13 protein-coding genes and 1 pseudogene are annotated in these 14,916 nt (G+C 57.4%); 5 read left to right on the top strand and 9 right to left on the bottom strand.

The window, feature by feature from the left end; translation table 11 throughout:
• Positions 1-69 precede the first annotated feature (69 nt).
• A complete protein-coding gene (locus ACJ8IL_RS01295; RefSeq protein ID WP_049205471.1) occupies positions 70-1,704 on the top strand; it encodes a peptide ABC transporter substrate-binding protein in 1,635 nt (544 codons plus the stop codon).
• Between the two features lie 158 nt (positions 1,705-1,862).
• On the opposite strand, the gene ACJ8IL_RS01290 is transcribed toward ACJ8IL_RS01295, so the two are convergent.
• On the bottom strand, positions 1,863-2,111 hold the full coding sequence (locus ACJ8IL_RS01290; protein ID WP_004930507.1) for a hypothetical protein: 249 nt from the start codon (positions 2,109-2,111) through the stop codon (positions 1,863-1,865).
• Positions 2,112-2,305: 194 nt separating this feature from the next.
• Entirely contained in the window at positions 2,306-3,391 is a 1,086-nt protein-coding gene (locus ACJ8IL_RS01285; protein ID WP_442516305.1) for a hypothetical protein, read from the bottom strand.
• A 153-nt stretch (positions 3,392-3,544) separates the two neighbouring features.
• Here ACJ8IL_RS01285 and zntB point away from each other — a divergent pair, with 153 nt between their 5' ends.
• Positions 3,545-4,528 carry a zinc transporter ZntB gene (gene zntB, locus ACJ8IL_RS01280; RefSeq protein WP_025302990.1) on the top strand — a complete coding sequence of 328 codons (984 nt, stop codon included), beginning with the start codon at positions 3,545-3,547 and terminating at the stop codon, positions 4,526-4,528.
• A gap of 218 nt (positions 4,529-4,746) precedes the next feature.
• Here the strand turns inward: zntB and ACJ8IL_RS01275 are convergent, their stop codons facing one another.
• The 4 genes and pseudogenes from ACJ8IL_RS01275 to nifJ all read right to left on the bottom strand — a co-directional run bounded on the left by ACJ8IL_RS01275 (position 4,747) and on the right by nifJ (position 10,558).
• Positions 4,747-5,145 (bottom strand): VOC family protein, encoded by a 399-nt coding sequence (locus ACJ8IL_RS01275; RefSeq protein ID WP_025302989.1) that lies wholly within the window; start codon positions 5,143-5,145, stop codon positions 4,747-4,749.
• A gap of 146 nt (positions 5,146-5,291) precedes the next feature.
• Positions 5,292-6,230 (bottom strand): tRNA 2-thiocytidine(32) synthetase TtcA, encoded by a 939-nt coding sequence (gene ttcA / locus ACJ8IL_RS01270; RefSeq protein WP_025302988.1) that lies wholly within the window; start codon positions 6,228-6,230, stop codon positions 5,292-5,294.
• Positions 6,231-6,434: 204 nt separating this feature from the next.
• Complete coding sequence (locus ACJ8IL_RS01265; RefSeq protein WP_147823855.1) at positions 6,435-6,932, bottom strand: GNAT family N-acetyltransferase; 498 nt, start codon at positions 6,930-6,932, stop codon at positions 6,435-6,437.
• A 91-nt stretch (positions 6,933-7,023) separates the two neighbouring features.
• A pseudogene (gene nifJ, locus ACJ8IL_RS01260) lies at positions 7,024-10,558 on the bottom strand (pyruvate:ferredoxin (flavodoxin) oxidoreductase).
• A 238-nt stretch (positions 10,559-10,796) separates the two neighbouring features.
• Here nifJ and ssmE point away from each other — a divergent pair.
• Both ssmE and ACJ8IL_RS01250 read left to right on the top strand, forming a co-directional pair.
• Complete coding sequence (gene ssmE, locus ACJ8IL_RS01255; RefSeq protein ID WP_025302985.1) at positions 10,797-11,129, top strand: multidrug efflux SMR transporter SsmE; 333 nt, start codon at positions 10,797-10,799, stop codon at positions 11,127-11,129.
• Positions 11,130-11,628: 499 nt separating this feature from the next.
• A complete protein-coding gene (locus tag ACJ8IL_RS01250) occupies positions 11,629-11,883 on the top strand; it encodes a DUF333 domain-containing protein (protein WP_015377999.1) in 255 nt (84 codons plus the stop codon).
• A 21-nt stretch (positions 11,884-11,904) separates the two neighbouring features.
• On the opposite strand, the gene hslJ is transcribed toward ACJ8IL_RS01250, so the two are convergent.
• From hslJ to ACJ8IL_RS01235, 3 genes are all read right to left on the bottom strand, one after another.
• Positions 11,905-12,333: a heat shock protein HslJ gene (gene hslJ, locus ACJ8IL_RS01245; RefSeq protein ID WP_043143628.1), complete on the bottom strand. Its 429-nt coding sequence runs from the start codon at positions 12,331-12,333 to the stop codon at positions 11,905-11,907.
• Positions 12,334-12,383: 50 nt separating this feature from the next.
• The gene (locus tag ACJ8IL_RS01240; RefSeq protein ID WP_025302983.1) at positions 12,384-13,376 is read right to left on the bottom strand and encodes a 2-hydroxyacid dehydrogenase; all 993 of its coding nucleotides are present in this window, start codon (positions 13,374-13,376) and stop codon (positions 12,384-12,386) included.
• 142 nt (positions 13,377-13,518) lie between these two features.
• Complete coding sequence (locus ACJ8IL_RS01235; protein ID WP_025302982.1) at positions 13,519-13,809, bottom strand: putative quinol monooxygenase; 291 nt, start codon at positions 13,807-13,809, stop codon at positions 13,519-13,521.
• 139 nt (positions 13,810-13,948) lie between these two features.
• Here ACJ8IL_RS01235 and ACJ8IL_RS01230 point away from each other — a divergent pair, with 139 nt between their 5' ends.
• The gene (locus ACJ8IL_RS01230; RefSeq protein WP_080287156.1) at positions 13,949-14,773 is read left to right on the top strand and encodes a LysR family transcriptional regulator; all 825 of its coding nucleotides are present in this window, start codon (positions 13,949-13,951) and stop codon (positions 14,771-14,773) included.
• Positions 14,774-14,916: the final 143 nt, after the last annotated feature.

Here is a 14,916-nt window from a genome sequence, read left to right as displayed (position 1 = left end):
GAGCGCTAGGCCGGACGGATCTTGTGCTATATGATAAAAAATTCAGAGGGTTAACGGGGGTAAATCATAATGACGGGAAGAAAAATGCAACGGGGTTTTCGTTTGGCGCTTTGCGCGGCGGCGATCGGCGCCTGTATGAGCAGCGCTATGGCGGCGCAGGTTCCCCCGGGCACCGCGTTGGCGGCCAAACAGGAAATCGTGCGCCACATTAAAGACGAACCGGCCTCGCTCGATCCGATTAAAGCGGTAGGCCTGCCGGAGGCCCAGCTGGCGCGCGACCTGTTCGAAGGGCTGGTCAATCAGGACGCCAATGGGAAAGTGATCCCCGGCGTCGCCACGCGCTGGCAGACCAGCGATAACCAGACTTATATTTTCCATCTGCGCAAAGATGCGCGGTGGTCAAACGGTGACCCTGTCACGGCGAAGGATTTCGTCTACAGCTGGCAGCGGCTGGTCGAACCGAAAAACCTGTCGCCGTTTGCCTGGTTCGCGCAGTTAGCGGGGATCCAGAACGCCGAGCAGATCATCAGCGGCAAACTGCCGGCCGATCGCTTGGGCGTGTCGGCGCCGGACGACTATACGCTTAAAGTACAGCTGGACAAGCCGGTGCCGTACTTCGTCAGCCTGACGGCTAACTTCAGCCTGTTCCCGGTGAATAAGGCGGTGGTGGAAAAATACGGCAACGACTGGACCAAGGTCGGCAATCTGGTGGGCAACGGCGCGTTCAAACTGCAAGAGCGGGTGGTGAACGAGAAGCTGGTGCTGACGCCTAACGATCATTACTGGGATCATGCGCAAACCGTGCTGACCAAAGTGACCTTCGTGCCGATCAATCAGGAATCCAACGCCACCAAGCGTTACCTGGCGGGCGATATCGACATCACCGAATCCTTCCCGAAAAACATGTATCAGAAGCTGCTGAAAGATATTCCGGGGCAGGTGTACACGCCGGATCAGCTCGGCACCTATTACTACGCGTTCAACACCCAGCGCGCGCCGACCAACGACGTGCGGGTGCGCCAGGCCTTGTCCTACGCCATCGATCGCAAGATTATCGCGGAAAAAGTGCTGGGCACCGGCGAAAAGCCTGCCTATCACTTCACGCCGGACGTGACTGCCGGGTTCAAACCGGAGGCGAGTTTGCTGCAACAGCAATCGCAGGCGGAGCTGGATGCGCAGGCCAAGGCGTTGTTGCAGGCGGCCGGTTACGGCCCGAACAACCCGCTGAAGCTGACGCTGTTGTATAACACCTCGGAAAGCCACCAGAAGATCGCCATCGCCGTGGCCTCAATGTGGAAGAAAAAGCTCGGCATTGACGTCAAGCTGCAAAACCAGGAGTGGAAAACCTATATCGACAGCCGTAATACCGGTAATTTCGACGTGATCCGCGCCTCCTGGGTAGGTGACTATAACGAGGCGTCGACCTTCCTGTCGCTGTTGACCTCTACCCACAGCGGCAACATTGCCAAGTTCAAGAACGCGGACTACGACAAGCTGCTGGCGCAGGCGGGGCGGGAAACCAACCCGGCGGCGGTGACCGCCGATTACAACAAGATGGAGCAAATCATTGCCGATCAGGCACCGATCGCGCCGATCTACCAGTACACCAACGGCCGCCTGATCAAACCGTGGGTAAAAGGCTACCCGATCACCAATCCGGAAGACGTGGCCTATAGCCAAACGATGTATATTATCAAACACTGATTGGGCTTATTTTCACCCCCGCGTAACGCGGGGGATTTATTTTTATTGACGGTTAAATGAAGAAGGTAATTAATTTATCCACGCGATAAACCCCGTTTAATAATAAACAGGGTTGCCATCATCACATTATTTTTTGCTATTTCAGAGAGCGGTTACGCTTATAGACAGTCCCGCATGGCATCCACCACCACACGGCCGCTCATGTCGGTTTGGGTGATGCGATAGCTGGTGGGATAAGAGCGGCGAGTGCTGAAACGATCGTGGACGGAGACCTTGCCAATCTGCAGGCCGGCGGCGTTTTTTACCACGAATTCACTGATCTCTTCCTGCCCCTGGTTTTGCAAATGGATATTGCTGATTTTTTCCAGCGTATCGCTGGCGTTTATTTTTAAATGGTCGCGTAACATAACTACCTCCTCGTAGTGAGAAAAGTATATGCCCCTAAAATTTGCGCTGAAACAGCTTTATGTTGATTTATTATTATCATTTTGAATTAAAAGTGATAGCAATATGTTAAGTCATAATAATAACGGCATTACCAGTGCTTTATCGGCGATATTGTCCGATTTATCGGCAATGGTTTATTTCATTACCGTTATTATTAGTCTGCATTAATCGGGAAAAGCGCCTGCCTGGCCGCCGGGGCGGGAAAGACGCAGGCGACGTTGTGCCCGCAGCCGGGAACGATCGTTAACCGATGCGGCTTATCCGGCGCCAGGTAACGCCGGTCATAGTCGGCATAGGCCAGGGCGCGCTGCAACCGGTAGGGGCCCTGCAGCTGGGCGGCGCAGGATTTGTCGAGTATCCGATAGTAGGCGCCCGGCGCGGTGCCGGTATCCTCGGCGGCAGCCAGATAGGTGATATCGGCTGCGGCGTAGCGCCGGCGCGCCGTGTCTGCGGGGCGCTGTAGATGAACGGGAAGCGCTTCCAGGCCGTATTTCCACTGGTTGGCCCGTGGACACTGGCCGGCGTTCAGCGTTTGCCAACGGAAGCGGCAGGTTGTTTCACTGCCGCAGCTTCCCCAGCTTGTGGGCTGAGGACGCAGATTCTCAAAGTAGAGCCAGCTGCCGGGATCGGCCACCACATAGCGCAGACGCACCCCGTTTGGCGGATGGGCAAAGCCGACATAGTGCTGCACGAACTGGGCGCCGGCGGAAAAACCGGCCACGGTTATCGACTGCAGCGATGGCCAGCGCCGTTTCAGATCGGCCAGCAGGTTATCCAGGGCGTTGAACGAACCGGTTTTCCCGCTATTATCCAAATCGCCTGCGATCCAGGAGCCGCAGCGCCACAGGGCATCGCCGTCTTGCGGTGACGGGAGCCCGGCGGAATGGCAATGAACGGCAAGTTTCTCCGGCACCTGGAACAGCGGGGCGACCAATAAGCCATTGTCTCCCGCTTCCTGCGCGGCATCGATCGCCGCTTGCAACGTCTTGGCGACATCGCGTGGGTGGCCGTGCATCACCACCAGTGCGGTACGCGGCTGGGCGCTGTGCTCATGGGCGACAAAGTAAGTCACATCGCCCGCCGCCGTCGCGACGCGAAACGGGGTGGCGACGTGCTCCAGCATCGGCTCCGCGTGCAGCGGTTGGCTGGTGAACAGCATTGCCGCGACTGCGCTGCAGAGCAGGCGACGCAGAGTCACCCGGTTAGCTGAACAATGTTTTGCGTTTGCACTTTCCATCATCGTTGCTCTTCACGTGTCCTCAGGTGTTCCTTCGCCTGAAGTATAGAGCAGGCTTTTAGCCCCTGGTGAAAACTGCCGTTACAGCTTGGCCTTTGATCTCCAAGGTGTTAACGCTAGACTCTGCAACATAAGCAAGACTGAGGGGATAAATGAATGGATGTGATTGAGGGGAGCGAGCTGCAGATCGCCGATGCGGTTTACGCCTACCAGCTGGACGGCAAGGGCGGCGTCACGCCGATCGAGCAAGATGACAAGATCACCTGCGACGCGCCGTGCTGGCTGCATCTTGATTACGCGCACCCGGCCAGCGCCGAATGGCTGAGCACCACGCCGCTGCTGCCGGACTCGGTGCGCGAAGCGCTCTCCGGCGAAAGCTCTCGGCCACGCGTCAGCCGCCAGGGCGAAGGCACCATGATCACCCTGCGCAGCATCAACTTCAACGCCAACTCACGGCCGGACCAGTTGGTCACCATCCGTGTGTACATCACCGATAAACTGATTATCTCCACGCGGCACCGCAAGGTGTATTCCATCGATCAGGTGGTGAACGATTTGCAAAGCGGCGCCGGGCCGACCAACAGCGGCAACTGGCTGGTGGAGATTTCCGATGCGTTGACCGATCACACCAGCGAATTCATTGAGGATCTGCACGACAAGATTATCGATCTGGAGGACGCCTTGCTGGAACAGCAGGTGCCGGAGCGTGGTCAGCTGGCGTTGATCCGTAAACAGCTTATCGTGCTGCGCCGTTACATGGCGCCGCAGCGTGACGTTTTCGCACGGCTGGCCAGCGACCGCCTGCCGTGGATGAGCGACGACGATCGCCGCCGCATGCAGGACATCGCCGATCGCCTGGGGCGCGGGTTGGACGATCTGGACGGCAGCATCGCGCGCACCGCTATCTTGTCCGACGAAATCACCACGGTGATGGCCGACGCGATGAACCGCCGCACTTACACCATGTCATTGTTAGCGATGGTCTTTTTACCTACCACCTTCCTGACCGGGCTGTTTGGCGTCAACCTTGGCGGCATACCGGGCGGCGGCAACCCCTTCGGTTTCGCGGCATTTTGCCTGATGTTGGTCGGGTTGGTGCTTGGCGTCGCCTGGTGGCTGAAGCGCAGCCGCTGGCTGTAGGTGAAAATGACGAAAACCCGGTTAACATTGAGCAAAATCAACATTTAGCCGGGGGAAATGGGGCATGATCTCTCTCGCAGGTGAATGCAACGTCAAGCGATGGGCGTTGCGCTCCATAATTGTCTTACTTTCTTATTTTTGAATTACTGCATAGCACATTTGATTCGTACAATGCCGGTTTAATCACCGGCATTTTTTTATTCGGCTTCCCTTCTTCTTCAGGCCGCGCTTTCATCCCAGAAGCTGGCTTCAATCTTGTGCCCATCCAAATCCCGGACAAAGCAGCCGTAGTAAGCCTCACCGTAATGCGGCCGCGAACCGGGCGCGCCTTCATCGACGGCACCGGCCAGCAGCGCCTGGCGATGGAATTCATCCACCTGTTGCTTACTGGTGGCGAAAAAACCGACGTGCGTACCGTTGCCGGGTGAGGCCGGGCGGCCGTCGATCGGCACCTGCAGCCAAAACTCCGGGTAGTCGCGGCCGTAACCGATGGCGCCGGGATGCTCCAGCACCCGTCGGCATCCCAAGGCGGCCAGCGCACGATCGTAAAAGGCGGCGGCGGCCTCGAAATCGTTGGAGCCCAGCGAGATGTGGGACAGGCAGGGGGTAATATTCATTGCGCGATCTCCATATAACTGTATAAATAAACAGTATAGGGTAAAAACGGCACTGCCGAGTAAATTTTGCGCAAACTGTGAACAGGATCGAGATCGTCGAGAAAGGGAAATGTCGCCGCTCGCAGGATGGCAAGCGGCGAGGGGGCTTATTTGATTTCCAGCACGTTCAAACGTTCTGGCGCAGGTATCGCGTCGTCCGAGTCTTCCGGCTGCCAGCCGACCGGCTGCATCGGGATGTCTTCGCGATCGAAGGCCAAATCGCCGCCGTCTACCACGGCGCTCCCGTGGTGAATGCCCTTGAAATCGAACAGATTGATATCGCTCAGGTGCGAAGGCACCACGTTTTGCATGGCGCTGAACATGGTTTCCAGCCGGCCAGGATAGCGTTTGTCCCAGTCACGCAGCATATCGCCGATCACCTGGCGCTGCAGGTTAGGCTGCGAGCCGCACAGGTTGCATGGAATGATCGGGAACGCTTTGGCGATCGAGAAACGCTCGATGTCTTTCTCGCGGCAATAGGCCAGCGGGCGAATGACCACGTGCTTGCCGTCGTCGCTCATCAGTTTGGGCGGCATGCCTTTCATCTTGCCGCCGTAGAACATGTTGAGGAACAACGTCTGCAGAATGTCGTCACGGTGATGGCCCAGCGCGATCTTGGTGGCACCCAGTTCGGTGGCGGTGCGGTACAGAATGCCGCGGCGCAGGCGCGAGCACAGTGAACAGGTGGTTTTGCCTTCCGGGATCTTGTCTTTGACGATGCTGTAGGTGTTCTCTTCGACGATCTTGTATTCCACCCCCAGGCTTTCCAGGTAGGCAGGCAAAATATGCTCAGGGAAGCCGGGCTGTTTCTGATCGAGATTCACCGCGATCAGCGAGAAGTTGATCGGCGCGCTCTGCTGCAGGTTGCGCAGGATCTCCAGCATGGTGTAGCTGTCTTTACCGCCGGACAGGCAGACCATGATGCGGTCGCCTTCTTCAATCATATTGAAATCGGCGATCGCTTCGCCCACGTTGCGGCGCAGGCGCTTTTGCAATTTGTTCAGGTTGTACTGCTCTTTTTGGCTAACGGATTGCTTTTCTGACATTTAAATCGTGCTCATTCTCAATAGGGGGCACTAGGGGCATGGCGTTGTAGACCGCGAGTTTACCATTCAACCGGCCGATTTTGATCATTATTCATCATCCAGCCGCCACGCACCCGACGCGAGGTCTGTATGGTACGGATTGTAGCGATGAATACCAGCAGGTTTTATTGAGTGATCCCAACGATCGTCTTTGCAGCAGAGGGTCTACGTGAATGTCTCACCATAGGATCGAGCGAAAGCGCGCAATGCGTCGTTTTCCAGACGGAAGTACTGTTTGGCGGCGATTTCGTCGGCGCCCAGCTGGCGATAGAAAAGCCCGGCGTTGGGGTTGGACTTTTCAGCTGTCCAGTCCAGGCGGCTACAGCCATGTTCGAGCGCAATGGTTGCGATAAAACTCATCATTGCCTTGCCTACGCCCAACCCTCTGGCAGTGCGGCTGACGAACAGCTCTTTCATAAACATTTGACCGCTGAGCTTAGGGGCGGGGTGCATGATGCAAAAGGTACAAAATCCGCAGACCTTACCTTGTGACCAAGCACTGGCGACAGTAATGCCTGAGTAGGGGCCAAACATGGCGTTATTGAGGTAAGGGAGCACCTCTTGGCGTTTTATCACGTCGGGGCCGAAATAATATTCTTCCATTTCGATGATGATATCGACCAATGCTTCCGAATGGCTGCGATCTGAGATGATGATTTCCATGCGTTCTTTGGCTTCCTTTGGTTTCTGCGCAATGGCAATGAGAATAGAAGGAAAAGCATCAGGGCGCGAATCGCTCGCGCCCTGAGGGAGGTTACTCAGCAGCGGACTTTTCCGCCTTACCGGCCAGCAGGCTGAGGAAATCGTATTTCTCCTTCAGCTCTTTCTCGGCGGCCTGATACAGCGCGCTGGCCACCTCCGGCTGCTGCGCGTTCAGGCGGCGGAAACGCTGTTCTTTCAGCAGCGTTTCCGACAGGTTGCTGTTTGGCGGCCGCGAATCCAACGCTAACGCGGCCTTGCCCTCGGCGCTGCGGCGCGGATCGAAGCGGTACAGCGGCCAGAAGCCGGTGGCGGTCAGCTGTTTCATCTGATCGTGGCTGAGCGCCAGATCGTAGCCGTGTTCTTCGCACGGGCTGTAGGCGATGATCAGCGACGGGCCCGGATAGGCCTCGGCCTCCTGAATCTGCTTTCACCGTTTGGTTAAGCTGCGCCCCCAGCGAGATCTGCGCGACGTAGACATGGCCGTACATCATCATGCTGACGCCCAGATCCTTGCGCGCCTTGCGCTTGCCGTGCTCGCCGAACTTGGTCACCGCGCCGAGCGGCGTGGCTTTCGACTGCTGGCCGCCGGTGTTGGAGTAGCATTGGGTGTCGAGCACCAGCACGTTGACGTTCTCCGTCAGGCTGAGGACGTGATCCAACCCGCCGAAGCCGATGTCGTAGGCCCAGCCGTCCCCGCCGATCAGCCAGATGGATTTATCGACCAGGTAATCGGCGTCGGCCGCCAGCTGGCGTGCGTCTTCACCTTCAATACTCGCCAGCAGCGTGCGCAATTCGGCGATTTGCTTACGGCGCGGCTCCGGCGCCACATCTTCCATCTGCAGGGCATTGACCAACTGCTCCGGCAGCTGCGGCGCCAGCGAATTCAGCAGGCGCAGCACCCGTGCGCGATGTTGATCGACCGTCAGACGGAAGCCCAGGCCGAATTCGGCGTTGTCTTCGAACAGCGAGTTGGCCCACGCCGGCCCGCGCCCTTCGGCGTTGGTGGTGTACGGCGTGGTCGGCAGGTTGCCGCCGTAGATCGACGAACAGCCGGTGGCGTTGGCGATCAGCAAACGGTCGCCATAGAGCTGGGTCAGCAGCTTGATGTACGGCGTTTCGCCGCAGCCGGAGCAGGCGCCGGAGTATTCGAACAGCGGCGTGATCAGCTGCGAGGTGCGAATGTCGATGCGCTCCAGCTGCGCTGGATCGATTTCCGGCAGCTGCAGGAAGAAGTCGTAGTTGTCTTTTTCCGCCGTCAGATTATCGAGGCGCGAAGCCATGTTGATGGCCTTGATCTCTGGGTTCTGGCGATCTTTCGCCGGGCAGACCTCGACGCACAGGTTACAGCCGGTGCAATCTTCCGGCGCCACTTGCAGTATGTATTTCTGGCCGCGCATATCGCGTGATTTGACATCCAGAGACTGCAGGGAAGCGGGGGCGTGTTCCATCTCCGACGGCTGAACCACTTTGGCGCGAATGGCGGAGTGCGGGCAGGCGGCGACGCAGTGGTTGCACTGGGTGCACAGATCGGGCTGCCAGACCGGGATCTCTTCGGCGATGTTGCGCTTTTCCCACTGGGTGGTGCCCACCGGCCAGGTGCCGTCCGGCGGGAAGGCGGAAACCGGCAGCGCATCGCCCAGCCCGGCCAGCATCGCGGCGGTAACGGTTTTGACGAAGTCCGGCGCGGCGTCCGAGACCACCGGTGGGCGCATCGGGCTGCTGTCGTCGACCGGCTGCAGTGGAATTTCAATCAGTGCGCCACGGGTGGCGCCCAGCGCCTGCCAGTTGCGCTCGACGATCTCCTGGCCCTTGTTGCTGTAGCTGCGCGCGATGGCATCCTGCAGCTGTTGCAGCGCCACGTCGCTCGGCAGGATCTGCGTCAGGTGGAAGAACGCCATCTGCATTACGGTGTTGATGCGCGCGCCGAGCCGGCATTCGCGCGCCAGCTTGGCGGCGTTGATGATATAGAAACGCGCCTGGCGTTGATGCAGCAGCGCCTGTACCTCCTGCGGCAAGCGTGACCAGACCTCGTCGGCGCCGTAAGGGGTATTGAGCAGGAAGGTACCACCGGGTTTGAGACGTTCAACCATCTGATACTTATCGATAAACTGCAGCTGGTGGCAGCCGACGAAATCCGCCTGGCTGACCAGATAGGCCGAATTGATCGGCTGCTCGCTGACGCGCAGATGCGACACCGTCAGGCCGCCGGCCTTTTTGGAGTCGTAGACGAAATAGCCCTGCGCATACAGCGGCGTGGCGTTGCCGATGATTTTGATGTTGTTCTTGGTGGCCGAGACCGAACCGTCGCTGCCCAAACCGTAGAACAGCGCTTCCAGCGAGGCGCGCTGCGGCAGGATTTCGTCGCTCAGCGGCAGTGAAAGCCCGGTGACATCATCGAAGATGCCGACGGTAAAGCGCGGGCGCGGCTGCGGCTGGGCCAGCTCGCGAAACACCGCCAGCGCACAGTCCGGGCCGAACTCTTTCGACGACAGGCCGTAACGGCCGCCGATCACCCGCGGCAGCGTGGCGCGCTCACCCCGGCTGTAGGCCTCCGCCAGCGCGGTCATCACGTCCAGATACAGCGGTTCGGCCAGCGCGCCCGGTTCTTTGGTGCGATCGAGCACCGCGACGTTGCGCACGCTGTCCGGCAGCGCGCCGAGCAGGTATTTGGCGGAGAACGGCCGGAACAACCGGACTTTCAGCACGCCGACTTTCTCGCCGCGGGCCAGCAGGGTGTCAATCACCTCTTCGCAGGTGCCGGCGGCGGATCCCATCACCACCACCACGCGCTCGGCCTGCGGGTGGCCGTAATAGTCGAACGGCCGATAGTGGCGGCCGGTGAGGGCGGCGAAGGCCGCCATGGCGTCGATCACGTGTTGGCCGGTGGCGTCATACCACGGGTTGGTGGCTTCGCGCGACTGGAAATAGGTGTCCGGGTTGGCGGAAGTGCCGCGCACCACCGGATGATCGGGCGACAGCGCCCGGCTGCGGTGAGCGTCGATCGCCGCCTGCGGCAGCATTTGGCGCAGCGTATCGTCGCTGAGCGGCACGATCTTGTTGATTTCGTGCGAGGTGCGGAACCCGTCGAAGAAGTGGATAAACGGCACGCGCGCGTTGAGAGTGGCGGTCTGTGAGATCAGCGCGAAGTCCTGCGCCTCCTGCACGTTGCTGGCGCACAGCATGGCGCAGCCGGTTTGGCGCACCGCCATCACGTCCGAATGGTCGCCGAAGATCGACAGCGCGTGTGTGGCTACGGTGCGGGCGGCGACGTGCAGCACGAACGGCGTCAGCTCTCCGGCCAGTTTGTACAGCGTCGGGATCATCAGCAGCAGACCCTGCGATGAAGTGAACGAAGTCGACAGTGCGCCGGTTTGCAAGGCGCCGTGCACGGTGGCGATCGCGCCGCCCTCAGACTGCATTTCCACCACCCGCGGAGTATCGCCCCAGATGTTTTGCCGGCCATCGCCGGACCAAGCGTCTGCTTGCTCCGCCATGGTGGAACTTGGCGTGATAGGGTAGATGGCAATCACTTCGTTGGTGCGATAGGCCACGGAAGCGACTGCGTTATTACCATCTGTAGTTATCATCGACATTACCTTTTCATTGCTCACAAAGCCGCGAAAGCACACTTTCGCAGTAATGGGAAAAAGTCTAACAGAGGGTTTGAACGTGGCTTTATCGCGTTTGTGTGGCGGGTGATAAATCGTCAATGGCGTATTTCCTCGCCGAATGAGATGCAGTGGCAATAAATTGTTTTGACCGTTTAAAGACAATTTATTTCCGGCGCGTCATAATTGCGCATCGGCAAACTGACAGAAGAAAATCATGAGCGCATTTATGTATTTGACGATGGCGATAGTCGCGGAAGTGATCGCCACCACCATGTTGAAAGCCTCCGAGGGCTTTACCCGCCTGTGGCCGTCGCTGCTGGTGGTGCTGGGTTACGGCGTGGCCTTTTGGGGGCTGTCGATGGTGGTCAAGAGCATGCCGCTGGGCATCGTGTATGCGATTTGGTCGGGTATGGGCATCGTGCTGGTGTCGATCGCCGCGGTATTCGTTTACCAGCAAAAATTGGATTGGCCAGCGATTGTCGGCATGGGATTAATTATTGCCGGCGTGCTGGTGATTAATTTACTGTCTAAAGCCTCGGTGCACTGAGTGTTATTTTAATGTGAAAAAAGGCCGGCGTGACAGCAAGTCGCGCCGGTTGAAGAATTCAGCCATCATTCACTGAAAATAGTGGAATGCTAATTACTTAGCGCCGCCAGCATAGACGCAAATATCGTCCTCTCCGGTAGCAAAAAATGCGTCGTCTCACTGAAAGCACGTGAAGATAATGAATACCGATATCGCGGGACAAATCTCTTCGTCAGCAGCGGTGACGTTATCACTTTCTTCGTGCAGCCGGGGCCAGGCACAGGGTGGCGCTGTCACGTTTGGCGTATCGCGCCGGGGCGGAAATATTCTGCAAACAAAATAAATGTCCGGCCGGTGCAAAAAAATGACAAATAATGGCTGGAATATATTTTCATTATTTATATATCGAGCTAGATTAAACAAGTTTGCATCAAAGATAGCGAAACGTGTCCGCTAAGTGACGCGCGTTATCAGCAATGGCGATTTTACACAGCGCAGTTCCGGGTTCAGGAGTGGGATAATGACGACATCAAAATGGTTGCTTGCCAGCGCCGTGCTGCTTTTAGCCGCCTGCAGCAGCAATAACGAAGAGCCAGTACAGCAGGGCAACAGTGCCAGAATCAATACGTTGCAGACCAGCGCCGGTTGCGCGGCGGTCGGTGGCGTTACTACCATCGCGCATAACCTGAACGGTGAAGCGCTGCGCATGTGCCAAATGCCGAATGGCAAGCAGTGCGAAGAACGCACGCTGGGCCTGGGCAGCTGCGCCGGGTAAGCCCGCAGCGACAGGCCCGGATCAATACACCCAGTCGCGCAGGGTATAAACCAGCGTGTGGCCGCTGCCGTTGAGCGTCAGTTGCTGCGCGTTCAGCATCACGTCGGCGCCGTTTTCGAGCACGGTGCCGATCACCTGATCCCAGCGGTTGCGCTGCTCATCAGGGCACAGCTTGCGCGTCGAGGCCAACGGTTTTACCGTCAGCACGCCGTCGCGTAACTGCCCCTGGCCGAAGAAGCGGTTGCACATCGCGCCGGAGACATGCAGGTTCTCGCCAAATTCCAAATTGAGCAGGCCGCCATCCGTTCGTGATTGTGCCGCTTCACCATCTACGCTCTGCAACACGAAGTTGTGATGCAACAGATCGCCGGGTGTGACGGTAGACTGTGGTTTCATGCTGCATCCCCCTAGGACCAGCGTCGTAAGGGCGGCCACCGTGGTTTTTCTCATTGCGTTCTCTCAAATAAACAGGGCGCCGCAAGGGCGCCCCGAAGTTACGCTCAGGCGTTCAGCTGGTTCGGGCAGGCTTCGCCGCGATCCAACAGGCTGATGTTCTGCAGCGTGGTTTGCGAAATGCTGGTCAGCGCCTCTTCGGTCAGGAAAGCCTGATGGCCGGTGAACAGCACGTTGTGGCAGGCCGACAGGCGGCGGAACACGTCATCCTGAATCACGTCGTTAGACTTGTCTTCAAAGAACAGATCGCGTTCGTTCTCGTAGACGTCCATCCCGAGCGCGCCGATTTTTTGCTGCTTCAACGCGTCGATGGCGGCGGTAGAGTCGATCAGCGCGCCGCGGCTGGTGTTGATCACCATTACGCCGTTTTTCATCATCGCGAAGGCGTCGGCATTCAGCAGATGGTGGTTTTCCGGCGTCAACGGGCAGTGCAGGGTAATCACGTCGGATTGCGCGTACAGCGTTTTCAGGTCGACATACTCCGCGCCCAGCGCCAGCGCCTGTTCGCTCGGGAACGGATCGTAGGCCAGCAGCTTCATGCCGAAGCCTTTCAAAATGCGCATCGTCGCCACGCCGATTTTACCGGTGCCGATCACGCCGGCGGTGCGGTTGTGCATGTTAAAACCGATCAGCCCTTCCAGCGAGAAGTTGGCGTCGCGAGTGCGTTGATAAGCGCGGTGAATACGGCGGTTCAGGCACATCATCATGCCTACCGCGTGTTCTGCCACGGCCTCCGGCGAGTAGGCCGGCACGCGCACCACCTTGATGCCCAGTTCTTTGGCGGCGTCCAGATCGACGTTATTAAAACCGGCGCAGCGCAGGGCGAGGATCTCGACGCCCAGTGCCGCCAGTTCTTCGAGCACTTCACGGCTGCCGTCGTCGTTGACGAAGATACACACCGCCTTGCAACCGGCGGCCGTTTTGGCGGTTTTTTTGCTGAGTAAAAAGTCGAAGAATTCCAGCTCATAGCCAAACTGCTGATTCACCAGTTCGAGATATTTACGGTCATACTGTTTGGTACTGTATATCGCCAATTTCATCGTGGTTTCTCCACCGTGATTTTGTGATCAATTTAACAGATTTTAGTAAATTCGACAATTGGTTAGCGGTTTGGCCAGCGTGGGGTTTGTTCGGTCAACCAGGAGGATGAAACCGGCCCGCATTGGGCCGGTTCACGCGATGTTAGCGAGCGATTTCCGTGTAATGATGCTCATCGTAGTCATGGGTCAAGTACCCGTTGACGGCATCGTTAAAGGCGACCCAATGCGGGGTTTTCTGGTGTGCCGAAAGCGCCGCCTTATCGTCCCAGTTTTCGATCAGCGCGTAGCTGTTTTCATCGTTCTGGCATTGCCAAAGCTGGTAAAAAGAGCAGCCGGTTTCTTTATTGGATTCCTGCACCATGGTGTTGAGCAGGCTGAGAAACGCGGGGCGCTTGGCCGGATTGACCTGAAAAAAGACATTGAGCGTGATCATGGTTTATTTCCTCAGTCGATAATGAAACTGGAATTTCCAGGCGGCAGCAATGTGCTGACTGCGAGGATTCTACGGACTTGATGGTTGACTAAAAGTGAAATAAAGTTCCGTTGCTATTCATTTTTGGTGAAGGCTTGTGATGTTGAAACGTGCTCAGTTGGTGACCTTTTGCATGGTGGTTGAGTCAGAGAGTCTCACGGCAGCGGCTGAGAGGCTGTTTTGCGTGCCCTCTAACGTGACCAAGAAATTAAAAGAGTTGGAAATGGCGTGTGGCGTTACGCTATTTGATCGTGAGCGCAATCGACTGTCGCTCACACCGGAAGGTCGGGCGCTTTACCATAAAGCCAAGCGCTTTTTGGCTATCGAAGAGCGGGCGCGAGCGCAGCTTGAACAGGATCCGGTGCAGGGTGAACTGAAGCTTGGCGCGCTGGATATCGCCTTGAGTCATCATCTGCCGCAAAAGTTGGCACATTACCGTGCGCAGAACCGCCGCGTTCAGTTGAGTGTGGTGCAGGGCTATTCGCTGGATCTGGAGTTTCAATTGCAAAAAGGAACTCTGGACGTGGTGTTTTCAGATGGGCCGATAGAACATCCGCAGCTGCAGAGCCGGCGTGCTTTTCAGGAGCGTTTGGTCTTCATTGGCGGGGCGTATCAGCCAGCGTTGTTGGCAAAAAGCGATCTCTATGTTTATTCGCGTCAATGCCACTATCGCCATCTGGTGGACGCCTGGCTGCAAAAGCAGCAAGTGATCCCCGCCGCGCTGCTGGAGGTGGAATGCTATGACGTGATATTCGCCTGCGTAAGCGCGGGGTTGGGGTATGCGTTTGTCCCTGAGAGCCTGGCGCGACAGCGGGAGGTTGCGTATACCGAGTGCGGGAATGAAATGCGCAGCGATATTTATGCTATCTGGCGTAAAGCGAGCGACAGCCGCATAGTACAGGCTTTTATTGAGGCCGTGATTTGAAATTAGCGGCAAAAAAATCCCCACGGGGGTGTGGGGAATGGCTTCTCTAGTACACAGTTAGCTAGCAGCTAAACTTTTATTAGAATGGTTGCAAGACTATTAATCATCAACGGTAACGACAATAACAAAAGTCTGAAAACCGT

Origin of the sequence: Serratia sp. CY47444, assembly GCF_052168635.1 — a bacterium.
GTDB classification, from domain to species: Bacteria; Pseudomonadota; Gammaproteobacteria; order Enterobacterales; family Enterobacteriaceae; genus Serratia; species Serratia bockelmannii.
This window is presented reverse-complemented; position numbering and strand designations above follow the sequence as displayed.

Bases quoted from the DNA above. Each gene is read 5' to 3' on its own strand.
- ACJ8IL_RS01265 (WP_147823855.1), bottom strand. From the start codon at position 6,932: ATGGAAATCATCATCTCAGATCGCAGCCATTCGGAAGCATTGGTCGAT.
- ACJ8IL_RS01275 (WP_025302989.1), bottom strand. From the start codon at position 5,145: ATGAATATTACCCCCTGCCTGTCCCACATCTCGCTGGGCTCCAACGAT.
- ACJ8IL_RS01285 (WP_442516305.1), bottom strand. From the start codon at position 3,391: ATGATGGAAAGTGCAAACGCAAAACATTGTTCAGCTAACCGGGTGACT.
- ssmE (WP_025302985.1), top strand. From the start codon at position 10,797: ATGAGCGCATTTATGTATTTGACGATGGCGATAGTCGCGGAAGTGATC.
- ACJ8IL_RS01250 (WP_015377999.1), top strand. From the start codon at position 11,629: ATGACGACATCAAAATGGTTGCTTGCCAGCGCCGTGCTGCTTTTAGCC.
- ACJ8IL_RS01295 (WP_049205471.1), top strand. From the start codon at position 70: ATGACGGGAAGAAAAATGCAACGGGGTTTTCGTTTGGCGCTTTGCGCG.
- zntB (WP_025302990.1), top strand. From the start codon at position 3,545: ATGGATGTGATTGAGGGGAGCGAGCTGCAGATCGCCGATGCGGTTTAC.
- ACJ8IL_RS01240 (WP_025302983.1), bottom strand. From the start codon at position 13,376: ATGAAATTGGCGATATACAGTACCAAACAGTATGACCGTAAATATCTC.
- ttcA (WP_025302988.1), bottom strand. From the start codon at position 6,230: ATGTCAGAAAAGCAATCCGTTAGCCAAAAAGAGCAGTACAACCTGAAC.
- hslJ (WP_043143628.1), bottom strand. From the start codon at position 12,333: ATGAGAAAAACCACGGTGGCCGCCCTTACGACGCTGGTCCTAGGGGGA.
- ACJ8IL_RS01290 (WP_004930507.1), bottom strand. From the start codon at position 2,111: ATGTTACGCGACCATTTAAAAATAAACGCCAGCGATACGCTGGAAAAA.
- ACJ8IL_RS01230 (WP_080287156.1), top strand. From the start codon at position 13,949: ATGTTGAAACGTGCTCAGTTGGTGACCTTTTGCATGGTGGTTGAGTCA.
- ACJ8IL_RS01235 (WP_025302982.1), bottom strand. From the start codon at position 13,809: ATGATCACGCTCAATGTCTTTTTTCAGGTCAATCCGGCCAAGCGCCCC.